Annotated in this window: 7 protein-coding genes; 2 read left to right on the top strand and 5 right to left on the bottom strand. The window is 68.3% G+C overall.

What is annotated here, in order from left to right; translation table 11 throughout:
• Nucleotides 1-19: 19 nt before the first annotated feature.
• Nucleotides 20-529, top strand: a complete 510-nt coding sequence (locus ABIA33_RS06650; RefSeq protein WP_370078104.1) for a hypothetical protein — start codon at nt 20-22, stop codon at nt 527-529.
• Nucleotides 530-722: 193 nt separating this feature from the next.
• Here the strand turns inward: ABIA33_RS06650 and ABIA33_RS06645 are convergent, their stop codons facing one another.
• The 5 genes from ABIA33_RS06645 to ABIA33_RS06625 all read right to left on the bottom strand — a co-directional run bounded on the left by ABIA33_RS06645 (nt 723) and on the right by ABIA33_RS06625 (nt 13,623).
• Complete coding sequence (locus ABIA33_RS06645) at nt 723-4,622, bottom strand: MucR family transcriptional regulator (protein WP_370078102.1); 3,900 nt, start codon at nt 4,620-4,622, stop codon at nt 723-725.
• Between the two features lie 769 nt (nt 4,623-5,391).
• Entirely contained in the window at nt 5,392-6,024 is a 633-nt protein-coding gene (locus ABIA33_RS06640) for a class I SAM-dependent methyltransferase (RefSeq protein ID WP_370078100.1), read from the bottom strand.
• Between the two features lie 155 nt (nt 6,025-6,179).
• Nucleotides 6,180-7,763 (bottom strand): glycosyltransferase family 39 protein, encoded by a 1,584-nt coding sequence (locus ABIA33_RS06635; protein ID WP_370078098.1) that lies wholly within the window; start codon nt 7,761-7,763, stop codon nt 6,180-6,182.
• Nucleotides 7,764-7,857: 94 nt separating this feature from the next.
• Nucleotides 7,858-8,610 carry a hypothetical protein gene (locus ABIA33_RS06630; protein WP_370078096.1) on the bottom strand — a complete coding sequence of 251 codons (753 nt, stop codon included), beginning with the start codon at nt 8,608-8,610 and terminating at the stop codon, nt 7,858-7,860.
• A gap of 105 nt (nt 8,611-8,715) precedes the next feature.
• A complete protein-coding gene (locus tag ABIA33_RS06625; RefSeq protein ID WP_370078094.1) occupies nt 8,716-13,623 on the bottom strand; it encodes a hypothetical protein in 4,908 nt (1,635 codons plus the stop codon).
• A gap of 540 nt (nt 13,624-14,163) precedes the next feature.
• Here ABIA33_RS06625 and ABIA33_RS06620 point away from each other — a divergent pair.
• The gene (locus ABIA33_RS06620; protein ID WP_370078092.1) at nt 14,164-21,282 is read left to right on the top strand and encodes an RHS repeat-associated core domain-containing protein; all 7,119 of its coding nucleotides are present in this window, start codon (nt 14,164-14,166) and stop codon (nt 21,280-21,282) included.
• The last annotated feature ends 17 nt before the right edge of the window (nt 21,283-21,299 follow it).

Below are 21,299 nucleotides of genomic sequence, written 5' to 3'. Positions count from 1 at the left end.
GACCTTTTGCGGCAGCTCCGTGGAGCATCTGGCGGGCGCCGTCCGCATTGAGGGCTTCTGCTTCAACGTGGACCGGGTCTTCCAAGACTTCGTCTGTGTCGCGCTACGCAAGGCCATCGCCGACGGCGGCTCCGTCGAACTGCGTGCGCACGGCATCCACCTGGACCGTAGAGACGGGCGGTGGAACGGTCTGGCCAGACGAAGAGAAGAGCTGAACGGTGAACCCCCAGGAGGAGCGATGCAGGCTGACAACGAGGGATTGGATCGTGAGGGCAACCCTCGGATCGTGAAGGAGCTCTACACAGGGACGTTCGAGGAGGCTCTGGAGTTCGTGCAGGCTGGACGCACGCTGGGCTTCGGGTTCTTGGTCCGGAACTGCAGGGAGCCTGACGCTGGCAGCACCGGTGGTGCAGAAGGCTTCGATGTGATCTTGTACGAGGACATCCCGCTATCGGTGGACGATGAGGACTCGCCCGAGGCTCCGCTCTCTTCGACGGGTTCGAGGAGACGGCTCAAGCCGGAGTCCTAGTCTCATCCGCCGCGGTTCGCGCTGGTCCGCCTACGGCCTCGACATCGAGCTGAACTCGTCTGACCTGCGGCAATGAACCGGCATGACAGCTGTGGATCATGGTGAGCCGCTCGCAGAACCCACGTGCAGACCTCGAAAGCGTGGACCTGCTGGCTGCAAGAGCTCATCGAGGCCGGCCACCCGGTTGGGGCACTCATGGGTGAAGGCGCCGGGCGTCGGCAGGGTGGGTGTCGCCGGGTGGGCCGCTCTGGGTGTGGGCGGCGGGTTTCGGGGTGGTGAGGCCTGTTTGGGTGGTGCGGCGTTGGCCGGGGGCGTGGTAGCCGTGGCGTCGGCGGAGCTGGCTGCCGGTGTAGTAGGAGATGTCGAGGAGGGTGGCGAAATCGTGGCCGTTGAGGTGCGCGGTGGCTTCAAGTAGTGCGGTGACGTCAGGGTACCCGGCTGCGCGGGCGCGGGCGTTGTCGGCCTCGCGAGATTTGGCGTGCGCTTGGGCGCCGCCGCGGCGCCCGGCTTCTTGGGCGATGTGTCGGGTGCCGGGGCGCTGGGCGCTCTCTTTGCGTGCCGCGATGGAGCGGGTGAGACGTTCTTGGGGGGTGCTGCGGGTGGGGGTGAGCATGGTGCGCAGGGCCTCGGGGTCCTGGGCGTAGCGGCGTTGGCCGGCGGCGCGGCGTGCGGCGGTGTAGGTGGCGGCGTCCAGGGAGCGGCGGATCGGCAGGCCGTAGCGGGTGCGGTAGTCGGCGGCGGACAGGTGGTGTTTGTGGGCGAGGTGCGCGCCGAGGCCTTTGAACCAGTGGCCGCATTCGCGGCACTGCAGGGCGTCGTCTCGTTCGGGCTGGATGCCGGGGGGCAGGTCCAGCGGCACCGTGGGGGTGGTGGGGCTGGCGCGCTGTTCGGCTTGGGCGTGCTGGCGTGCCTCGCGCTGGCGCTGCTGGTCTTCGGCGCGCTGCTGGGCGGTGGGGTCGGCGCCGTCGGTGTCTTGGGGGCCGATGCCGCGCAGGCGGACGGTGGGGGCCAGGTGGTGGCGGGTGCGGTAGGCGTCGCTGGTGAGGTGGTGGGCGGCGGTGAGGTGCTGGGGAAGGCTGCGGTACCAGCGTCCGCATTCGCGGCACAGCAGGTGTCCGGCCCAGGCGGGTTGGCGCCCGGGGGCGATCGCGGCGAGCTCGTTGGGGTCCATCGGTGGGCGCAGATGTAGGTGCTTGGGGACGCGGTCGGCGGGCCAGCGTCCGGGGGCCGGTATGGCGTGGCGGCGGCGGAAGTTGGCGGCCTGCTTGGTGGTGACCCCGACCAGGCGCCCGAAGGCCGGATCCGACAGTGCGCGCGTTGTCTCCAGCAGGGCGGTGATGTCCGGGTGGCCGAGGCGGCGGGCGTGCTCGGTGAAGCGTTCGTCGATGCTGGCCAGCCAGGCCTGGTGGACGCGGGCGCCGTTTTGGCGGGCGGTGGTGCGGCTGCCGGCGCGCTTGGCGCTCTCGCTGCGTGCCGCGCGGGACAAGGCGACGCGTTGTTCCAAGGTGGTTTGGGTGGGGGTGAGTTGGCGGAGCAGCGCATCGGGGTCGTTGGTGTAGTGCTGTTTGCCGCGTTGGGAGCGGCGCTGAAGGATGTCGGCGGCGTGCAGGCCACGTGAGCGCGGTAGTTGGTGGGATCGACGGTAGTCGTCGGGGTGCAGGTCGTGTGTGGCGGTCAGGTGCTGGCCCAGTTGGCGGTACCAGCGTCCGCATTCCAGGCACTGCAGGCGGCCGTCGGCCTCCGGCTGGACACCCGGCGGGATGCGCTCCAGCCCGGGGGCCACCAGGGAACCCGCGCCGATGGCGAGTTGGTGGGTCACGGTGGCGGTGCGGGTGTTCAGGTCGAGGTCGATCAGGAGGGTGTCGCCGGCTCGCACGCCCAAAGCGCGGGCGGTGCTGCGCCAGCCGTACAGGCGTCGTGAGCCTGGCGCTCCGGAGACAGACAGCCTTCGGGTGACCCCCGAGGTGAGGGTGAAGGTGGTCTGGTCAAGTTCTGCGGCGAGGGCTTGGGGCAGGTAGACCACCCCGTCCGTCCAGGCGGCGCCGCTCAGGGTGGTGGTGATCTGCAGCCGGGAGGGGCCGGTGCGCTCCCAGCCGGTGGCGGTCCGGCCGTTTCGGGCAGGCACCGGTGCGCGCGGTGTGCGCTTCCCGTTGAGGCGGGCGTGCGCATTTGGTCCCAGTGTGCCGCGCAGCGTCCAGGCATGGTCGCCGACCGCTTCCAGGAACGCGGCGCCAGGCAGCAGACGGACCACCGCCGGTCTGTTGAGTCCGGCGGGTTGTGCGAGTGTGAGCAGCATGTCCAGGTCCACGGCGGGGCGCGGGGCGGTGCGCAGCACGTCCACCAGCGCGGCCGCCTGCGGCCCCAACTCCGCTCGGTAGTCAAGTTCCTGGGTGGGGCGGGTCAGGCCGTCCCGGCTGAGCTGGAACCCGGGATGCTCGCGTAGGTAGGCGCGCAGTGCGCGCGGCTCGGGGACCAGGGCGTGACGCTGCTGGCCCCAGGCTCGCACCAAGCCGCCGTGCAGAGAGGCGATGGATTGCGGGGCGTGCACGGAAAGTAGCTGGCGCAGCACCCGCTCCAGTGGATCACCCGGGTGCGGTGTGGCCGGCCACAGCCAGCCGCCTGGTGCCTGCCGGATGGTGGAGTCGGCGCCGAGCAGATGCCTCAGGGCCGCTTCGGGTACCGGCGGTACCCCGGCCGTGCGCAGGTGCGCCTCGACGCGGGCCACCTGCGTCATGCCCCAGCCGGCGCTGTGCTGGCGCACCAGCTCGCCGAGCCGGGCCAGTTGCGGGTGGGCGGGGTCAAATAGCACCCCCGCGCGCGCCGCCACCGCACCCGGGTCCGTGCCGACCAGGGCCGCGATGCGCAGCAGCGCACCGCCGGTCATGCCCTCCCCGGCCAGCCGGTGCCGGGCGAGCAACGCCCCGGCCTGCCGGTCGGTCAACGGCAGCCGCCCGGCCAGCAGGCCAAGGGCTTCTTCCAGCCCTGGCAGCCACCACGAGCCTCCGGCCGCCAGACGGGCGCGGACTTGCCGCTCGGTCCGACGGCCGTGCTCCCCGCCGTAATCCGACCGCGACCGCCCATCCAGCCCGTCGCCTGGGCCGGGGCCGAGCAGTCCCATCCGCTGGGCCAGCGCCCCGCCCCAGCCGTGGCGCGTCGAGGCGAGCACCCGCGCGCGCACTGCCGCGTCCATCCCCAGCACGGCCAGCAGCAGATCGGTGACCTGCAATTCCAGCCCCAGCCCGCGCAGCCGCGCGGCGCGCGCTGCTACGGGTTCGATGCTGGGTGCGAGTACCACGGCCGCCAGCGGGTCGCTGTAGGCGGTGGCGAAGACCGATCCCGCAGGCAGTACGACCGCAGCCGACGGCACGAGGTCGGCAAAGCGCACGTCGTCGACCCGCAAACGCGTCGCCCACAGCGGTACCGGTCCAGGCAACGGCACCACCGCCGGCGGCTCCGGAGTCGTGGCCTGGACGCGCGGGGCTGGAACCCGGACCCCGTGCTGGGCGGGCCGCCGCCCGGCCACCGCGCACAGCCCTGCCACCAGGCCGGCCGGCCTGGGTTCCTGCAGATCCGCGAGCAGGGCCAGTGCCGTGTTCAGCGCGAAGGACAACTCCAATACCTGTGCCAGGCCGGCGTGCAGGATCCGGCGCGCCAGCGTTGAACCCAAGGTCGCCCGCCACAACTCGCCAGGGTCGTCGAGACCTTCCAACAGCAGTCGCGCCGAGTCGGCGATCACCAGGTGCTGCTCCACCTGGGGGGACAGGATGACGGTGAGCAGCCGCCTACCCTCCCGGGTGTCGAACCGCAGATCCAGCAGCGGCAGGTCCTGCACCAGCGGGCCGCACCAGTCCAGTAGTCCATGCCCGTCCTCTCGCCGCACCGGGTCCGTGGGCCAGCGCAGCTGCGCCCAGCGCCCGGTGGGCTCGGCGTCGAATGCGTGGGCGATCGCGTCTGGGCAGCGGCGTGAGCCGAGCGCCCGGCCCAGGTGTGGAGCCAGGACGGGCGTGCCCGGGCTGCCCCAGCGCACCGCGAAGCGTGTCAACGCTGCGGGCATGCCGGGATTCTCGGCGAGGATCTGCGGTGTCTGCGGCATGTCATCCGGGATCTGTGACGAGTGCTCAAGGGATGTGCGGGTGGTCGGCCCGGTCGGCGATGGCCACACGATAGTCCCCAGGCCGAGGGTGCTCGACTGCAGTGGCACCTCCCCGGGATCATCCGTGCTGACCGTGGCGCCGGTGCACTCGAGGTAGTTCACGAAGCTCATCAGTTTCGCCCCGAAGGCGGTTAGCTGGAACCCCAGGCGGCAGCGCATCGCCAGGTACTCCTGGGCGTGATCGCTGATTGTCGTGGGGGTCGTCGCGCACCTGCCTGTGGCCAGGGCCGGGCCAGGGTCCACAAAGTGGTGTGGTTGACCTTGGCGTAGACGCAGGTGCTCAACTGACTGCGGTGCCGCAGGATCTGGTGACCTCGATCAGGCCGGCACCGGACCGCAGGGTCGCGGTGGCCACGAAGTGCCGCAGCCGCCGCGCGCCCAGCCCGGGGCAGCCCCGTCCGAGAGCAGACCCGTCCCATGACCGGCCCTGTCCCCTCGAGCACCGCGTCGACCAGTTTGAAGGGGAGGACTTGTCAACTCGCCCAGATGCCCCTGAGGGTAGAGTCCCGCGCCGATAGTACGGGCGATGGTGGCACTCTGGCCCGGCAACGGGACCTCTTGGTGTCGATCTGGGACTGTTTTGCGGTGACGTCCCAAGATCTATCAGTGGTCCCCTTCCGCATTCATCCCCAGATCAGAGCATCCCCGCTGTGCTCAGCAGTGCACCAATCTGCCTTGACTTCCCTGCCGTGGGCTATCGCTCCTGAAGTCAGGATCGCTTTGCGACCTGGACGAACTCGTTGTAGCGAAAGGACTTGCCGGCGTTGCGGGGCAGTGGGAACGAATACGCACGCTCGACGTTCAGCCCGCACTCCTCGGCTTGGCGGCGCAGGTCGGGGAAGTCCAGGAAGCGGATGTGGGTGGCATCGCTGGCATAGCCGGCCTCCTGTGGGCAGATGAAGACGACGCTGCCGCCGGTGCGGATGTAGGGCAGGTACATCTCTAGCAGGGCGCGGCCGTCTTCGACCGAAACGTGCTCCAGCACGTGCGCAACCAGCAGGCTGTCGAAGCTCTTCGGCGTGAACTTGGACGAGGCGAGGAACTCGTCGCCGGTGTACGCGTTCAGGCCCCTCGCGCGGGCGGTGAGCACGGAGTGCTCGTTGTGGTCCACGCCCACACTGTCGGGAGAACACGTGTGGAGGTTGCGCCCGACCCCGCAGCCGACCTCCAGCACCCGGCCCAGCTTGAGTCTCCGCAGGTTCCAGCGGTATGGGGCCTGCGTTGGCACGAACCGCTTCAGCCCCGCCTTCTCCAGGGTGACCAGGCGTTCGGTGTAGTCCGCCCCCGCAGTGGGTGGGGCGGCGTCCGCCAGGGACGCCGGTGCGGACTTGATCTCGGGCATATCGGCGGAACCTCACATATGGCTGGTACGTGGTACAAGACTGTGGAATTGCGTGTCCGGGGACCCAATCCCGCACCACCCGGCTACGTGGGGCAAGACTGCCAAACTCGGGTCCAGCTGGCTAGCCCGGGCATGGCCGGTGCGCAGAGGCTGCGTCACTGCGAGGGGGAGGTCCGCACCAGAAGTGCGACGGTTGTGCCGTTCGCGGGGTGCCAGGTCCTTTCGAGGCGGTAGTGGGCTTGCAGTGCTGCCGCCATGTCCGGCGGGAAGTAGAAGTAGATTCCCGCCGGATTGGTCAGGGTCTCCAGCCACAGCCGCGGTTCTTTGCCGATCCCACCCGCAGGGTGCGCGGTGTCGGTCTCGCTGAGCTGGGCGGCCTTGATGGGGGTTTGTTGCTTCAGGACTGTACGCATGCCCAGCTCGCCGGGCGGGAGGTGATAGCGCAGGCCCAGGTCCCACATGAGCGGAAAGTGGATTGAGGGCAGTGGGGCGAGGCCGTCCCCGGGCTCGTAGTTTGCTTGGATGATGTCCGCGGTGCCGGAGTAGTCGAGCCATGGCGTCGCGGGAACGTGGGGGTAGTCCCAGCGGTCGTGGGATCCGGGTGTGCGGACGCCGGCCTGGTCAGGTAGGGCCAGGAGGGCGAGGGCGACCAGGCCGCACACCCCTGCCGTCCGACCCAGGGCGGCGAGTGTGGCACCGACGATGATTGCCCAGGCGGGCAGGACGATGAGCAGGTAGCGGGCCAACCAGTAGGACTGGCCGCCCTGGGAGACCAGCCAGACCAGGAGGACCGGCAGGACGGCGAGCGCCCCGGCGATCGCCGCTTGCCTGCGGTCGACCCGGCGGACGAGCGCGGCACCGATCAGCGCCACCAGTGTGGCCGCCAGGGCGTAGGCCACCACATAGGAGTCCATGAGCAGTGGCCAGATGGCGCGCAGGTCCTTCACGGTGGGCGCCGAGACCCAGGAAATCTGCTCGCTTGCCTGCTTCGAGGCGGCCAGAGCCAGAGGGAGCAAGGGAAGCAGGGCGACGCCACACGCGAGTGGGAATCCCCAGAGTGCTCGCTGATCACGCCGTGAACGCCACTCCAGGAACACCACCAACGCGTGCACAGGTAGCAGTACCAGCGAGACCAGGCTCATTGCTCCGGTCGCGGCCACGCATACGGCGTACGCCGTCCAACGTCGTGCCTGCGGTTTCTCCAGGGCCCGGAGCAACAGCATTGTGGCCACCGTCACGCCCAGGATGGTGAAGGCATAGGACCGAGCCTCCTGGGCGTACCGGGAGACTGCCGGCATGACCGCGAACGCCAGTCCGGCAAGGACGCCCGCGGACGTCGAGAACATCCGCCGGCCTAGCAGCGCCACGCAACCCGCTGCCCCGGCCATCGCCAGTACGGAGGGCAGGCGCAGGGCCACTATGGAGTCGCCGAAGATTTTGATCCAGAAGTGCAAGAAGAGGTAGTACGCACCGCTGGATGTGTCCACATGGCCCAACAACCGGAACAGCTGAGGAACGCTGCGCGAGGCCGCACTCCAGGAGGCGAGTTCGTCGCGCCACAGTTCCGGCTTGCTGATCTTGTAAAGCCCCAGTGCGAGGGTCAGCACCATCGGCCACAGCCACACCGAGCACAGAAGTCGCTGGATGAGGGAGGACCTGCTGTCACTGGACGCGGATCCCTGCACCAGTGGAGCCAGATCGGATGGCTCACTGTGACCGGCGTATGAGGTTGTGGACATGAAAACAAACCATACGGGCAGCGTGATCAGCCAGGGCCACTGGCCCAGTGACCCGGCAAGCTCCCCGCCCTGCTGCAGGCCGACCACGACCCTGTCAACCGCACGCAGCGCCCTGAGATGGCTGCGCGGGAGACGGGAGTTCCGGTTTGCTGGAGGAGTCCGCCCGGGTCCTGGTTTCGGCGGCCCGGTCGAGTTGGTCTGCGAGCTGGCGGGTGGCGCTCAGGTAGTGGCTGGCGTGCCAGTTGCGCAGGGCGGAAGCGCTCTGGCGGGCGATGCCCTTGGGGGCCGGGAGTTGGGGCTGGCGTTGCTCGGTGATGCCTTCGCGGCTGCGGGTGAGGAGGGCTGCGAGGGGGATGTGCGGGTCGCGTCCGGTGGGGTAGAGCGCGCGGACGATCAGGGCATCGAGTTCGGCTTCGGGGAGGGTGGCCAACAGGGGTGTGCCGATGGTGAGGGTGCGGGTTCCTGGTCGTAGCCACAGCCAGCGGGAGTCCTGGTGGACGTGGACGGTTTCCTCGTCGGTGAGGTGCAGGAAGTCGGGCTTGGGGATGCCGGTGCGGGTGCACAGGCTGGTGACGCGCTGCCAGAGGTGCGGCTGTTGCTCGGGGTCCACGGCGTGGCCGGGTGCCGGGCTGTGCGGGGGTGTGCGGGGTGCGGCTTGGAGGAGGGCGGTACTGAGGAGCGCGAGGAAGATGTCGATCCTGATGAGGCCGATGTCGGGGACCCAGGTGGAGCGGTTGAGGGCAACGGTGAGGTCCAGGCCGATGAGGACCGCGATCACCGCCAGGGCGGCGATGTGGAAGCCGGCCAGGAGCGTGAGGATCCGGGTGGTGTTTCGCAGGCGCTCCACGGTGGTGCTCCTTGGGTCCGGTGGGGTTGAGGTTGAGGTGGCGGTTGAGCTCAGGGGTGGGTGCTGGCCGATGCAGAGCCGGTTGGCACCCACCCCTGTGCGTGGTCAGGCGGAGATTTGGATGTGGGAGAGGGAGCCCTGGAAGGGACCGGTCAGGGTGGTGGAGCCGGTCGTGGTGGCGGCGCCGAGGCTGAAAGTTCCGGCGGAGTCGAAGGCCGGGGCGGTGTTGGTGCTGACGCCCACGGCGACGCCGTTGACGTACAGGGTCAGGCCGCCCGTGGGCTGGTTGTAGGTGACCCGCAAGCGGGTCCAGGAACCGGCGACGGCGGCGGTGCCGGTCGTGGTGACCAGGGTGTTGGCGGAGGTCCTGGTGGTGAGGGTCCAGTCCTTGCTGGTGCCGCTGTAGCCCAGGGAGAGCACCTGGTTGTTGTTGGTACTCGAGCTCTGGCTGAGGACCCATTGATCGGTGCTGGTCAAAGCGGTCAGTTTGACCCAGGCGTCGATCTCGTAGCTCTTGTCTGTCTGCATCTCAGGCGCGTTGCCCGCGCTCGGGGTGGCGACCGAGGTGGTCCCGTTGAAGCCCAGGACGGTCCCGGTGGGGTTGCTGTTCGCCTGGGAGGGGTCGGCCGTGAGAATCGACGGGTCGGTGGGCCAGGTGGTGCCGGTCAGGGCGAGGTTCAAATCGGTGGTGCCGTCGGTGGCGGTAGTGCCGGTTCCGTCGTTCATGGCCCAGTCGTAGACCAACGTGAGCGAGGCGGCGGGTGCGGGGACGAGGCTGGGGGTGAGATCGGAGAGGGTGAAGTTGCCGGCTTGGGCCATGGTGGCGCTGGCGTAGGGGGTGAGGTTGATGTGGTCGCCGCTGTCGAAGGTCCCGCCGGGGTCGCTGGTCTTCAGGACCTCGGGGATGGTGGTGGTGTCGTTGCTGACCGCGGCGTCGGTGTCCTCGCCGACGACGGTTACAAGCTGTCCTGGGGTTTTGCTGGGCCAGTTTTTGGTCATCTCGCCGTTGAGGGTTCTGCGGGCTGCCTCGGCGGTGGTGGCGCAGGTGTTGTAGGCGCCGCAGGGCGTCATGGCGGCGTAGACGACCTTGATGCCCCAGGCGGTGAGCTGGTACTGCAGGTTCAGGTAGGCGGTGGCCATCGTGTCCACGCTCTGCGGCGAGGATCCCGTGATGGTGGTGGCGTCGACGAGTCCCTGGTCGATGACGACGGTCTGCAGGCCTGGTTCCGACAGGATGTCGCGGTCCAGCCGGGACAGGGCAGCCAGTCCGCTGTTGCCGCCGGAGTCGATGTTCAGGCTGTTGTTCTCGATGCCTGTATTGACTATGCCGTAGGCGGGCACGGTGCTCTGGCCGGCGAGCGCGTTCGCGAGGGCTTCGGACAGCCGTGGCCCGGAGGCGGTGGTCGCGGCCTTGTTGCCTGAGGTGTAGGGGCCGACCAGGCCGTCGCCCAGGACCGCGACGGTCTTCTGGTTGCCGGTGGTGATGGTGTCCAGGCCGGAGATGATGTTGACGCTGTCACTGCTGAGCGACCCGGTGGCGGTGAAGGCGCTGCCGGTGGTGGCCGTGGTCTGGTCGCCGGCGCCGGCGGCGGTGATCCAGGTGTGGGCGCCGGTGGCCCACTGGTGTCCTTCCACGGTGGTGGCGTCGGCGACCGCTGCGCTCACGAGCAGCGGGGTGTTGGCGGTGACGGTTTGTCCTGTGACGGGGTTGCTGTAGAGGTCACCGCCTGCGGGGATGGTGACCGAGGTGGCGTTGGTGGTGCCGAACGTGGCGGTCGCCGGTGCTGCGGCGGCCACCGGGCTGAAGCCGGGGGTGGTGATGGTGTTGCCGCCCGCCACCGTGGTTGCTGAGGATGCGACGGCGCTCTGGGTGGCGACCGTGAGGTGAGTGATCGTCAGCGGTGTCTTGCTCTGCTGGTTGGACAGGTGGATCCGCACGCCGGTGCCGCTGACGCTGGGGGTCAGGGCGGTGCGCCAGGTCTGGTTGGTGAAGTGGGTGCCGCCGGTGTAGGCGTACTGGTTCTCCGCCGGTGCGGACCAGGCCCCGGTCCAGGTGTTGCCCGCGGTGTCGGTGGTGGCGTTGCGCACCGCTATCCCCAGGATGTGCAGGCTGGGGATTCCGCTTATCGGAGCACCGAGGGGGTTGCCTGTGATGTTGGTGGGGTCGGTGGCACTGGTGGTGCCGGGGTTGGCGGGTCCGGAGACATCCGGCAGGGTGATCGAACTGAGTTGCAGGCTGGACTTGAGGTGGATCGCGAAGGCGTACAGGTTGGTGGGGCGGGAGATGTTCGCGGTCGTGGTGGTGTTCTCCTGGCCCATGGTCAGTGCGGCCAGGCCGGTGTTCCCGACACTGCCCCAGTCGGGCACGGCCAGGCTGTAGTTGCCGGTTGTGCCGTTGGCGTAGTTGATCGTTCCGGTCGCGCCGTTGCAGGTGACCAGGCTGTGCGTGCAGTCGGTGCCCGAGATCCCGCTGCCAGGGGGTGTGTAGGGCGAGACGAGCGAGGCTGCGTCGGTGCCTTGGTAGGGGGCCCCGGCAAAGGTTCCGGTGGCCAGGACCACCACAGCTTCGCCCTGGGATCCTGACGGGAAGTTGATGGTCTGGTTGTCTGCCAGGACGTTGTCGTGTAGGCCGTTTCCATAGGGGGCCAGGTTGGTGAAGGTGGCGCCGTCGATGGTGACTGGGACGCTCTGGCCCTTGGTGGTGGAGGCCCAGCCGGCCGCTTGGAGGGCCTGCAGGGAGAGGCTGTAGCCGGATCCGTCCAGGTTCGCGCCTGCGGTGTTGGCCTGGTCGGACACGCCGGTGTTGTTGAACGCGTCCTTCAGTGTGGCGTAGGTGTGGCCGGCGGTGGCCTGGACGTTGAACTGGAGAGGGTAGGTCGGGGTTGCGTTGCCTGCCGCGTCGTAGCCGATCACGTACAGGGTGTGGGAGCCCGCGCCCATGGGGACGGTGGTGATGGTGGCGCTGCCGCCGCTGGCGGTGACGGTCTCGTTGGCGGGGGCGTTGCTGCTGGGGGGTGGGACGTCCAGGGAGTAGACGAACTTGGCCGCAGGGTCGGTGGAGAGGGTGCTGGAGGCGGTGAAGGTACTGGGGGTGTTCTCGGTACCGATGGTGCCGGGCGCGACCTTGATGGACGGGGAGGTCTGGTACACGGCGAAGTGGCAGATGGTGCTGCTGGGCGGATAGGTGTACAGGTCGCCGTCGCTGGTCCAGGCCACTCGCCAGTCGACGACTGTGCCCTCGGGGAGGTTGGCGATGAAGCTGTGCGGGATGCCGGTGGTGGCGGTGCCCCAGTTGGCGACCCCGTTGACGGAGAGGCCGGTCTGTTGGGTGCTGCTGCCGTCGACCCACCAGTGGTAGGCGGTTTGGGTGCTGTCGCCGTCAGCGTCGTAGACCCGGTTGGACAGGGTGATCGACGATGTCGAGTCGAACTTTCCGAGCGGGGGGTAGGGGGCGCTGGTGGCGCAGCCCAGGTCGTTGCCGGTGACGCTGGCGTTCCAGCTCCAGGGCTGGCCGGGCGCGTGGTCGTATTCGATGCTGAGGGTGGGGTTGGTCACGAAGCGTTTGAAGTATGTGCTGTCGGACTCGGTGGAGTTGAACACTCCGAACGTCAGGTCCGGCCAGCGGTTGGTGGCGGCGCTGCCGATGGTGGAGGTGATGTCGAAGCCGGTGGAGGGCTGGCTGGTGCAGGCGGGGCCGATGTTGGCGGAGGTCAGGTAGCTGGAGCCGGGCTGGTTCCGCCAGCTGGTGGTGGTGCCGATGGCGCCGGCCCAGCGCAGGTTGATGCTGTCGGAGACGCTGCAGCTGGCGCTGTAGGTCTCCTGGAGGTTGAACGTGGCCTTGTGGACGGTCGCACCGTAGATCGTGCTGGGGATGCCGAGCTGGTAGTAGGCGCGTTCGATGCCGATGCAGCCGGTGAAGGTGTTGTCACCCACGCCGGGGTTGCCGTAGGTGGTGGAGTCGAAGTTCTGTGCGGTGGAGCAGCCTTCCTGGACTTCGGCGAAGTGCTGCTTGTAGCCGGTGGTCCACAGCGCGGTCCAGGTGGGGTCCACGAAAAGTGGATACTTGGTGGCCTTGTTGGTCAGCAGGGACTTGTCCGGGACCAGGGTGATGGTGCTTCCGTGCACCCGGTCGGCCACGGCTGCGACCTTCGCTGCGCTGCCGGGGGTGGTGGGGGTGGAGGCGATCGCTGGAGCGGGGTTGACGGGGGTCGCCGCTGTGCGCATGGTGCCTGCGGTCTTGGTCGCGGGCGCGGTGGGGGTGGTGCTGCTGTCCCACATGGCGGGGGCGGGGGCGTGGAAGATGACCTGTCCGATGGGGGTGGTGGCGTTGAGGTTGCCGTGCCCGTCGGAGGTGACCTTCACCCCGTGGGCTTGGGTGCCGAGCGTGAGACTGGCCAGGGCCGGGTTGGTTGCTGCTGCAGCGGACTTGACCACGAGCGTTTCGGTGAAGCCGCCGACTGTGGTCGCGGTGACCTGGAGGTCCACCGAGGGCAGCACCGAGGGGAAGGTCAGTGTGGAACCGTTGGCGGTGGGGGTGGGCAGGCGGGTCGGCCAGGTCAGGGCGAGCGAGACGCCCCCGGGCGCGGTCATCGTCACCAGCGGCTGGGCGCCGCCGCCGGAGAAGGCCACTTGGCCGGGCGATGCGGCGGGGGCGAACCCGCCGCCGGGCACGGCCTTCAACGTGGTGTCGATCGGGACCCAGGACTTGCCGTGCTTGACTCTCGTCGGCAGCACACTCGCGTTGTAGATGAGTCGGCCCGAGGCCAGGACGCTCACGCTCGAGGTCTGCGTGGACAGCGCGTCTACCACCACGGTCCGGCCGCTCGATATGGCTGTCGTGCGAGCCGAGTTGAGGGCGCTCTGCTGGGCGCGGGTCAGTTGGGTGTCGGCGGGCAGCGGCAGCGTGTCGGTGCCTGGCGGGGTCTGGGTGCCCATCGGCCTGTTCTGCGCGACCAGGCCCTGGCTGGCGTCGGCCTGCGCGCTGGTGGCCGCGGCCAGGGTCAGCGCGGGCACTGCCGTACCGAGCAGTACCGCGGCGGTGAAGGCCGCCGTGACTGATCTGCGCCGGCGGGAGGATCCCCGAGAACGTATCGGAGGATGCTGACGCATACCGGACCCCTAATCGTTGAGAGACACCGCAGCCGAATATGACGGCAGAGGACCTGCCGAAGCTATCTGTGCGACCTGTTTTCCGGCAAGCGATATCAAAGCAGGACGTCATGGAGTTCGAGTATCTCCTCGAATCCGTACCCTCAGAGCTGGGAATTCCGCGCACAGTTCGTGTGGCCGAATGTCATGTCATGTACAGGTGTATCCCAAGTGTTCTTCCTGTAGAGATATGGATCACTTAAGATCATCTCGCCCCCTTATGGGGGCCTGTGTCCGTTGATCGTCTGGCGTCTCTGGGGAATTCATCTGGCGGTATTCCGTATGGAGAGCGATTGCTGCTAGATTTCCCTGGTTTTCACTGTCTGCACGACTGCGGGGAGATTCCAGGTGAATGGCGGCCGGTCCAGGTCCAGCCTTTTCCGGCGCGGTGCCATCCCCCGGCGTGTGCGGTGGTCGACCGCCGCATTGACGGTGGCTGCGGTCCTGGTGCCCATGGTGGACGGCGGCCCGGCGGTCGCTGCCGCGGCCAAGCCCCGCCAGGGCTACGGGGCCGCTCCAGCACAGACCCGGTCGATACCCGTGACCCCCGTCGCAGGACATGCGTCGCCCAAGGCATCCGGGCATCTGCCATCAGCTCCGCGCCATACAACCCTGCCCGCTAGCGGCGCCTTTGACGTCACGGTGGCGGTGCCCGCCTCCACCGCGCCAGGTACTCCCGCCAACGCGGCCGCGGCGCCGGGCACGGTACCGGTCCAGGTCGGCCGGCTGCCGGTGACGCTGAGCGCGCTCCCTGCGGGTCCCGCAGTCCCGCAGTCCCGCGGTCTCGCACCGACCGCCGCTGCCGCTCCTGCCTCGGTGAAGGCGCATGTGCAGGTCGCGGACCAGGCCACCAGCAGCCGGCTGGGAGTGCGGGGTGTCGTGCTCTCGGTGTCCCGCACCGATACCGGGACCGCCGCCCAATCGGCCAAGGTAGCGCTGGACTACCGCGCCTTCGCCGACGCGTACGGGGCGGGCTGGGGATCGCGCCTGAAGCTGTACGCCATGCCCGCATGCGCGCTGACCACACCGCAGGTGGCTGCATGCCGCACCCAGACGCCGCTGGTCACCACGAACACCGCTAAGAGCAACCAGGTCTCAGCGGTGGTTCCGCTCGCCGCGGCAAGTCCGACCAACACGGGCTCTGTCCGTAGTGCGGCTGTGGCCGGTTCGGCGTCCACCTCCGGGACGATGGTGCTGGCGGCGCAGGCCACCGGCTCAGGCGACGGTGGATCCTTCACCGGTGCCAGTCAGTTGACCCCCGACGGGCAGTGGTCCGGCGGCTCGGGGGCCGGCGGCTTCTCGTGGTCCTACCCGATCAGCATTCCCACCGTGCCCGGCGGCCTGCAGCCCACGGCGGGACTGGGCTACAACTCGCAGGCCGTGGACGGCCGCACCTCTGCCACCTCGCCGCAGGCAGGCTGGGCCGGTGACGGATGGTCAGACTCCCAGAACTACGTCGAACGGGACTTCACGCCCTGCTCGCAGGACTCCAACTCCACCAACAACACCCCCAAGACCGGGGACATGTGCTGGTCGGACGCGGCCGACACGCTCACCCTGTCGCTGAACGGCTCCTCCACCACCCTGGTGCACGACGCGTCCGGCGGCTGGCGCCCGCAGAGCGACAACGGCGAACAGATCCAGGTCAAAACCGACACCGTCAACGGCGACAACAGCAACCAGTACTGGGTCGTCACCACCGGCGGCACCTCCTACTACTTCGGCCTGAACCGGCTCCCGGGCTGGACCACGGGGGCGGCGACCACCAACTCGGTGGACACCGTCCCGGTCTACGGCAACGACCCAACCGAGCCCTGCCACGCGGCCACCTTCGCAGCCTCCTCGTGCAACCAGGCCTACAAGTGGCACCTGGACTACGTGGTCGACTCGCACCAGGACGCGGTCAGCTACTGGTACCAGCAGGCCACCAACTACTACGGCGCCGACAACGGCACCACCCCGGTCTCCTACATCCGCGACAGCTGGCTGGACCACGTCAGCTACGGCCAGCGGGCCGGACACGTCTACGACAGCGCCCAGCCGCCGGCCGCGCAACTGCACTTCGACGTCTCCGAGCGCTGCGACACCAGCGGCGGCTTCGACTGCAGCACTGCGGTCCTGAACTCCTCGAGTGCCCCGCACTGGCCCGACGTGCCCTACGACCAGAACTGCCCCTCAACGGGGACGTGCAACAACCACGGCGCCTCGTTCTGGACCACCAAGGAACTGACCGGGATCCGCACCACCGCCCTAGTGGGCACCACGCAGACCCCGGTGGACTCCTGGGCGCTCAGCTACTCCTTCCCGCCGACCGGCGACGCGACCCCACCATCGCTGTGGCTCACCCAGATCCAGCGCACCGGCCAGGTCGGAGGCACCGCCCAGCTGAAGCCGGTGATTTTCACCCCGCGGATGATCGCCAACCGGGTTTCCTCGCTGACCGGCTACCAGCCGATCACCCGCGGACGCCTGTACAAGGTCACCACCGAGACCGGCAGCGTCATCCAGGTCAACTACGCCAACTACCAGGCCGCCTATGGCACCAACCCCGCCATCCCGGCCTGTGACAACCGGGTGGGCACCAGCGTGGTGCTTCCGGGCGAGGACACCAACACCTGGCTGTGCTACCCGGCGTACTGGACCCCGCCGGGCCTGACCGTCCCGATCCTGGACTGGTTCAACAAGTACGTGGTCACCACGGTCACCCAGACCGACCCCACCGGCGGCGGCGCCACCACCGAGACCGACTACAACTACGCCGGCGGCGGTGCCTGGCACTTCGACGACAGCCCCGGCACCCAGGCCCAGTACCGCACCTGGGACCAGTGGCGCGGCTTCGCCCAGGTCGACACCCGCACCGGCGCCCCCGGCACGGGATCGACCCTGAAGTCGGCCCTGTTTTTCCGCGGCATGGACGGCGACAAGACCAAGACCGGCACGCGCAGCGTCACCCTAAACGACCACGCCGCCGACGACCCCCAGGCCGACCACAACGAGTACGCCGGCCAGACCTTCGAGACGCTGTCGTACAACGGCGACGGCGGAGCGCTGCTGGGCGACACCGTGACCGACCCCTGGCTGGGCCCGGTCACCGCCACCCAGGACCGCACCGCGGCGGGCCTGGGCCCGCTGACCGCACGCCAGGTCAACACCACCCGGGTACGCACCACGACCACCAAGGCCGACGGCAAACCGCGCACCACCGAGACCGACACCACCTTCGACGCCGGCTCCGGGCTGCCCACCCAGGTCGACGACAAGGGCGACACCTCCACCAGCAGCGACGACAAGTGCGTGCGCACCACCTACGCCAAGGACGCCAGCGGCAACCTGCTGCCCGACCCGGTCCGCATCACCACCCTGTCGGTGTCATGTGGCGCCACCCCGGTGTATCCGCAGAACCTGGTCAGTGACGAGCAGGTGTTCTACGACGGCTCCACCACTGCCGGCACCGCCCCCACAGCGGGCGACGTCACCCGCGTCGACAAGGCCAGCGTGGTCGCCGCCGACGGCACCCCCACCTGGACGACGGTCGACCGCAGCAGCTTTGACCAGTACGGGCGCGAGATCTCTTCGACCAACGGCGACAACCGCGTCACCACCACCGCCTACCTTCCGGCTACCGGTGCCTCACCGACCGAGGTCGACGTCACCTTGCCGCTGGTCTCGGGTCAGACCGCCGGGTTCAAGAGCTCCACGTTCTACGACCCCACCCGCGGTGAGACCACCAAGACCGTGGACGCCTCCGGTCTGGTCACCACCTCCACGTACGACCCGCTGGGCCGGCTGACCGGGGTTTGGGCCCCCGGGTTCAGCCAGACGGCCAACCCCAACCAGCCCAACACCCGCTACAGCTACAACCTGACCAACGCCGCACCCTCCACCGTCACCACCCAGGTGCTGAATAACGACGGCACCTACCGCAGCCAGATCTCGCTGTACGACGCGATGCTGCGCCCGGTGGAGACCCAGACCGGCACCGTGGACGGCGGCCGGAACATCACCGATACGTTCTACGACTCCCACGGCTGGGTCCAGAAGACCGACAACGCCTACTACAACAGCGGCGCCCCCTCCACCACTCTGGTCCAGGCGCCCGACAACCAGGTCCCCTCCTCCTCAGGCACCGTGTATGACGGGATCGGGCGTCCGACCGACCAGATCGCCTACCACCTGGCCACCCAGACCTGGGACACACAGACCACCTATGCGGGCTCGGACCGCACCGACGTCACCCCGCCGCAGGGCGCCACCAAGACCTCCACGATCACCGACGCCCGCGGTCACACCACCCAGCTCCTGCAGTACCAGCCCGGCAGCACTACCCCGGACACCGTCACCTACGGTTACGATCCCTCGGGCAACCAGATATCGCAGACCGACCAGGCCACCGCGACCATCCCCGCGCACACCTGGACCTCCAGCTATGACCTGCTCGGGCGCAAAATCTCCAGCACCGACCCCGACACGGGTACCACCACGACCGTGTATGACAACGCCGGACTGGTGACGTCGACCACCGACGCTCGCGGACGCAAGATCTCGTACAACTACGACGAGATGGGACGCAAAACCGCAGCCTTCGACACCACCACCACATCCATCAAGAGCAGCGCCAACAAGCTTCAGTCCTACGTTTACGACTCCCTGGCCAAGGGCCAGCCCACCTCCTCGAGCAGCTACTACAACGGCAACGCCTACACCACCGCGGTCTCCGGCTACGACACGCACGGCTGGACCCAGGGCACCTACACCACCGTCCCCACTTCCGAGGGCGCCCTGGCCGGCACCTACAGCACCTCCTACACCTACAGCTACACCGGCCAAGTCACCTCCTACACCGACAGCGCAGCCGGCAACCTCGCGTCCGAGACCATCGGCTACGGCTACGACCAATACGGACAGCAGACCAGCGCCTCCTCCGCCTCGTGGGACTACCTCGACAAGGTCGCCTACAACGAACTCGGCCAACCCCTGCGCCTGACCTACGGGCCCTCGACCAACTTCGCCCAACAGACGCTGGGTTGGGATGACCAGACCGCACGCCTGACCAACTCCACCGTGGTCACCGGCTCTGGGTCGACTACCGTCGACAACACGAGCTACGCGTACGCCAACAGCCAGGTCTCCGCCGGATCGGGACTGATCACCTCGATCACCGATCAGCAGAACCCCGGCGGCACCGGCGCCGCCACCGACACCCAGTGCTACGGCTACGACTACCTGCAGCGCCTCACCTCGGCGTGGACCGGCACCGACGCCTGCGCCGCCACCCCCGCGGTCGGGAACTCGCCCAGCGTGGGCGGCCCCAACCCCTACTGGCGGTCCTGGACCTACGACCAGCAGGGCAACCGGCTCACCCAGGTCAACCACGACATAGCCGGCGTCACCGCCAACGACGTCACCACCACCAACACCCCCGTCGGCGGCACCGGCAACACCGCCACCGGCACCAACCCCGGATCCCCGGCCCACGGCCTGGTCAAGGCCTCCGGTAGCAACGCCGCCGGAGCCATCGCCGGATCCACCATCAACTACACCTACGACGCCTCGGGCAACACCACCAGCCGCACCAGCCAGGCCGGCACCGACACCCTCACCTACGACACTGAGGGCAAACTCTTCTCCCTGGCCACCACCGGCTCAACAACCGAGACCACCAACTACCGCTACGACGCCTCAGGCAACCTGCTGATCCGTCAGGACAACCAGGCCACCACCCTGTTCGTCGGCGACGAGGAAATCACCCTCAACCAGGGCGCAACCCAGGCCTCCGCGGTGCGCTACATCGCCGTGGCCGGCATGACCGTCGCCGTCCACGACGCCACCGGCCAGGTCTTCTACACCATCCCCAACCAGCAGGGCACCAACCAGCTGGAAATCAGCGCCTCCAACACCGCCTCGGTCAACCGCCGCTCCTACACCCCCTTCGGCCAGGACCGCACCAGCCCCACCTTCAGCTGGATGGGCGACAAGGGCTTCGTCGGCGGACAACGCGACGACACCACCGGCCTGACCAACCTCGGCGCCCGCGAATACGACCCCTCCACCGGCAAATTCCTCTCCCCCGATCCCTTGATCGCCTCCGGGGACCCGCAGCAGTGGAACGCCTACGCCTACGCCAACAACAGCCCCGTCTCCAAGACTGATCCCGAGGGCCTAGTCACGAGGATCACCGACGGCGACGGCAACCCGCAGTGGATCGTCACCGGAGCACGCAACTCCGCCCAGGACAACCAGAGCTGGGGCGGTCGGGATCTCGGGCAAGGCGACGGATCAGGCAAGACCACAGTCGCGCAAGCCACCGCGGACCAGCAGGCTGCCCAAGCCGAAGCCGCAGCCCAAGCCCGCGCTGCCGCCACCGCCAGCGCCGTAGCAGCGGCTGCGAAGGCCAACAAGGAAGGCCTGCTCCACAAGATCATCAGTCTGGTGGGCGACCTGATCGGCGTCACCGATGCGGTCAACTGCTTCACCAAGGGCGACGTCATGGGCTGTATCAGCACCGCCCTCAACTTCGTCCCCTGGGGCAAGATCTTCAAAGCCATGAAGGTCGGCGTTGAAGCCTTCAAGGTCTGGCACGCCATCGAGCACGCCGAAGAAGCAATCAAGGGCGCCGAAGACATCGAACACGCCGCCGTCGCCGCCGAAGACGGAGCGAGAGCTGAAGCCGAAGCCGCCAACGCGGAGGTCGCCGCAGCCAAGCAAGACGCAGCCGCCGGCTGCCCCGCCGGTGCGCACAGCTTCATCGCCGGCACCCAGGTCGCAATGGCAGATGGTTCGACCAAGAAGATCCAAGACATCCATGCCGGGGACCTAGTCCTGGCCACCGACCCGCAGACCGGCCTCTCCAGGCCCGAGACCGTCGTCCAACTGATCACCACCACCACCGACCACGACTTCACCCAACTCACCCTCGCCACCACCGGACACGGAGCCCACGCCCCCCCGGCCAAGGACAGCAACAGCAAGACCAACCAGGCGACACACCCCAAGACGGCCGTCATCACGACGACCTGGCACCACCCCTTCTGGAACGCCACCACCCACCAGTGGACCAACGCAAGCCAACTCACTGCGGGCACCCAGCTCCGCCAGCCCGACGCCACCACCCCCAACGTCACAGTCGTCCGCAATTACCACGCCACCGCCACCACCTACGACCTCACCGTCACCGAACTCCACACGTACTATGTACTGGCAGGCACCACGCCGGTATTGGTTCACAATGACAGTGGCAACTCTGTTTCGGTTGATGATCTGACATCAGCGCAGCAGTCCAACTACAAGCGGTACATAAAGAAGCTTCCTGCCGCTGCTCTCGATACCGAAATTACGTCGGCAGGCGACGGTGCAGTGCAGTTTGAGACGCGTGTCCCGGGTCGGGTTCCGGGCTCCTATGCCCTTTACGCTAAAATCGTAAATGCGGCCGGAGACACTACTGCCTACAATAAAACAACCGTGGTTCCCGATGGCTCGGTTGCTCACGTCAAAGACAAGTTCAATCCATCTCACCCGCCGTGCTGACAGATTTCGCTGGAGGA

This window comes from Streptacidiphilus sp. MAP12-16, assembly GCF_041262165.1.
GTDB lineage: Bacteria > Actinomycetota > Actinomycetes > Streptomycetales > Streptomycetaceae > Streptacidiphilus.
This window is presented reverse-complemented; position numbering and strand designations above follow the sequence as displayed.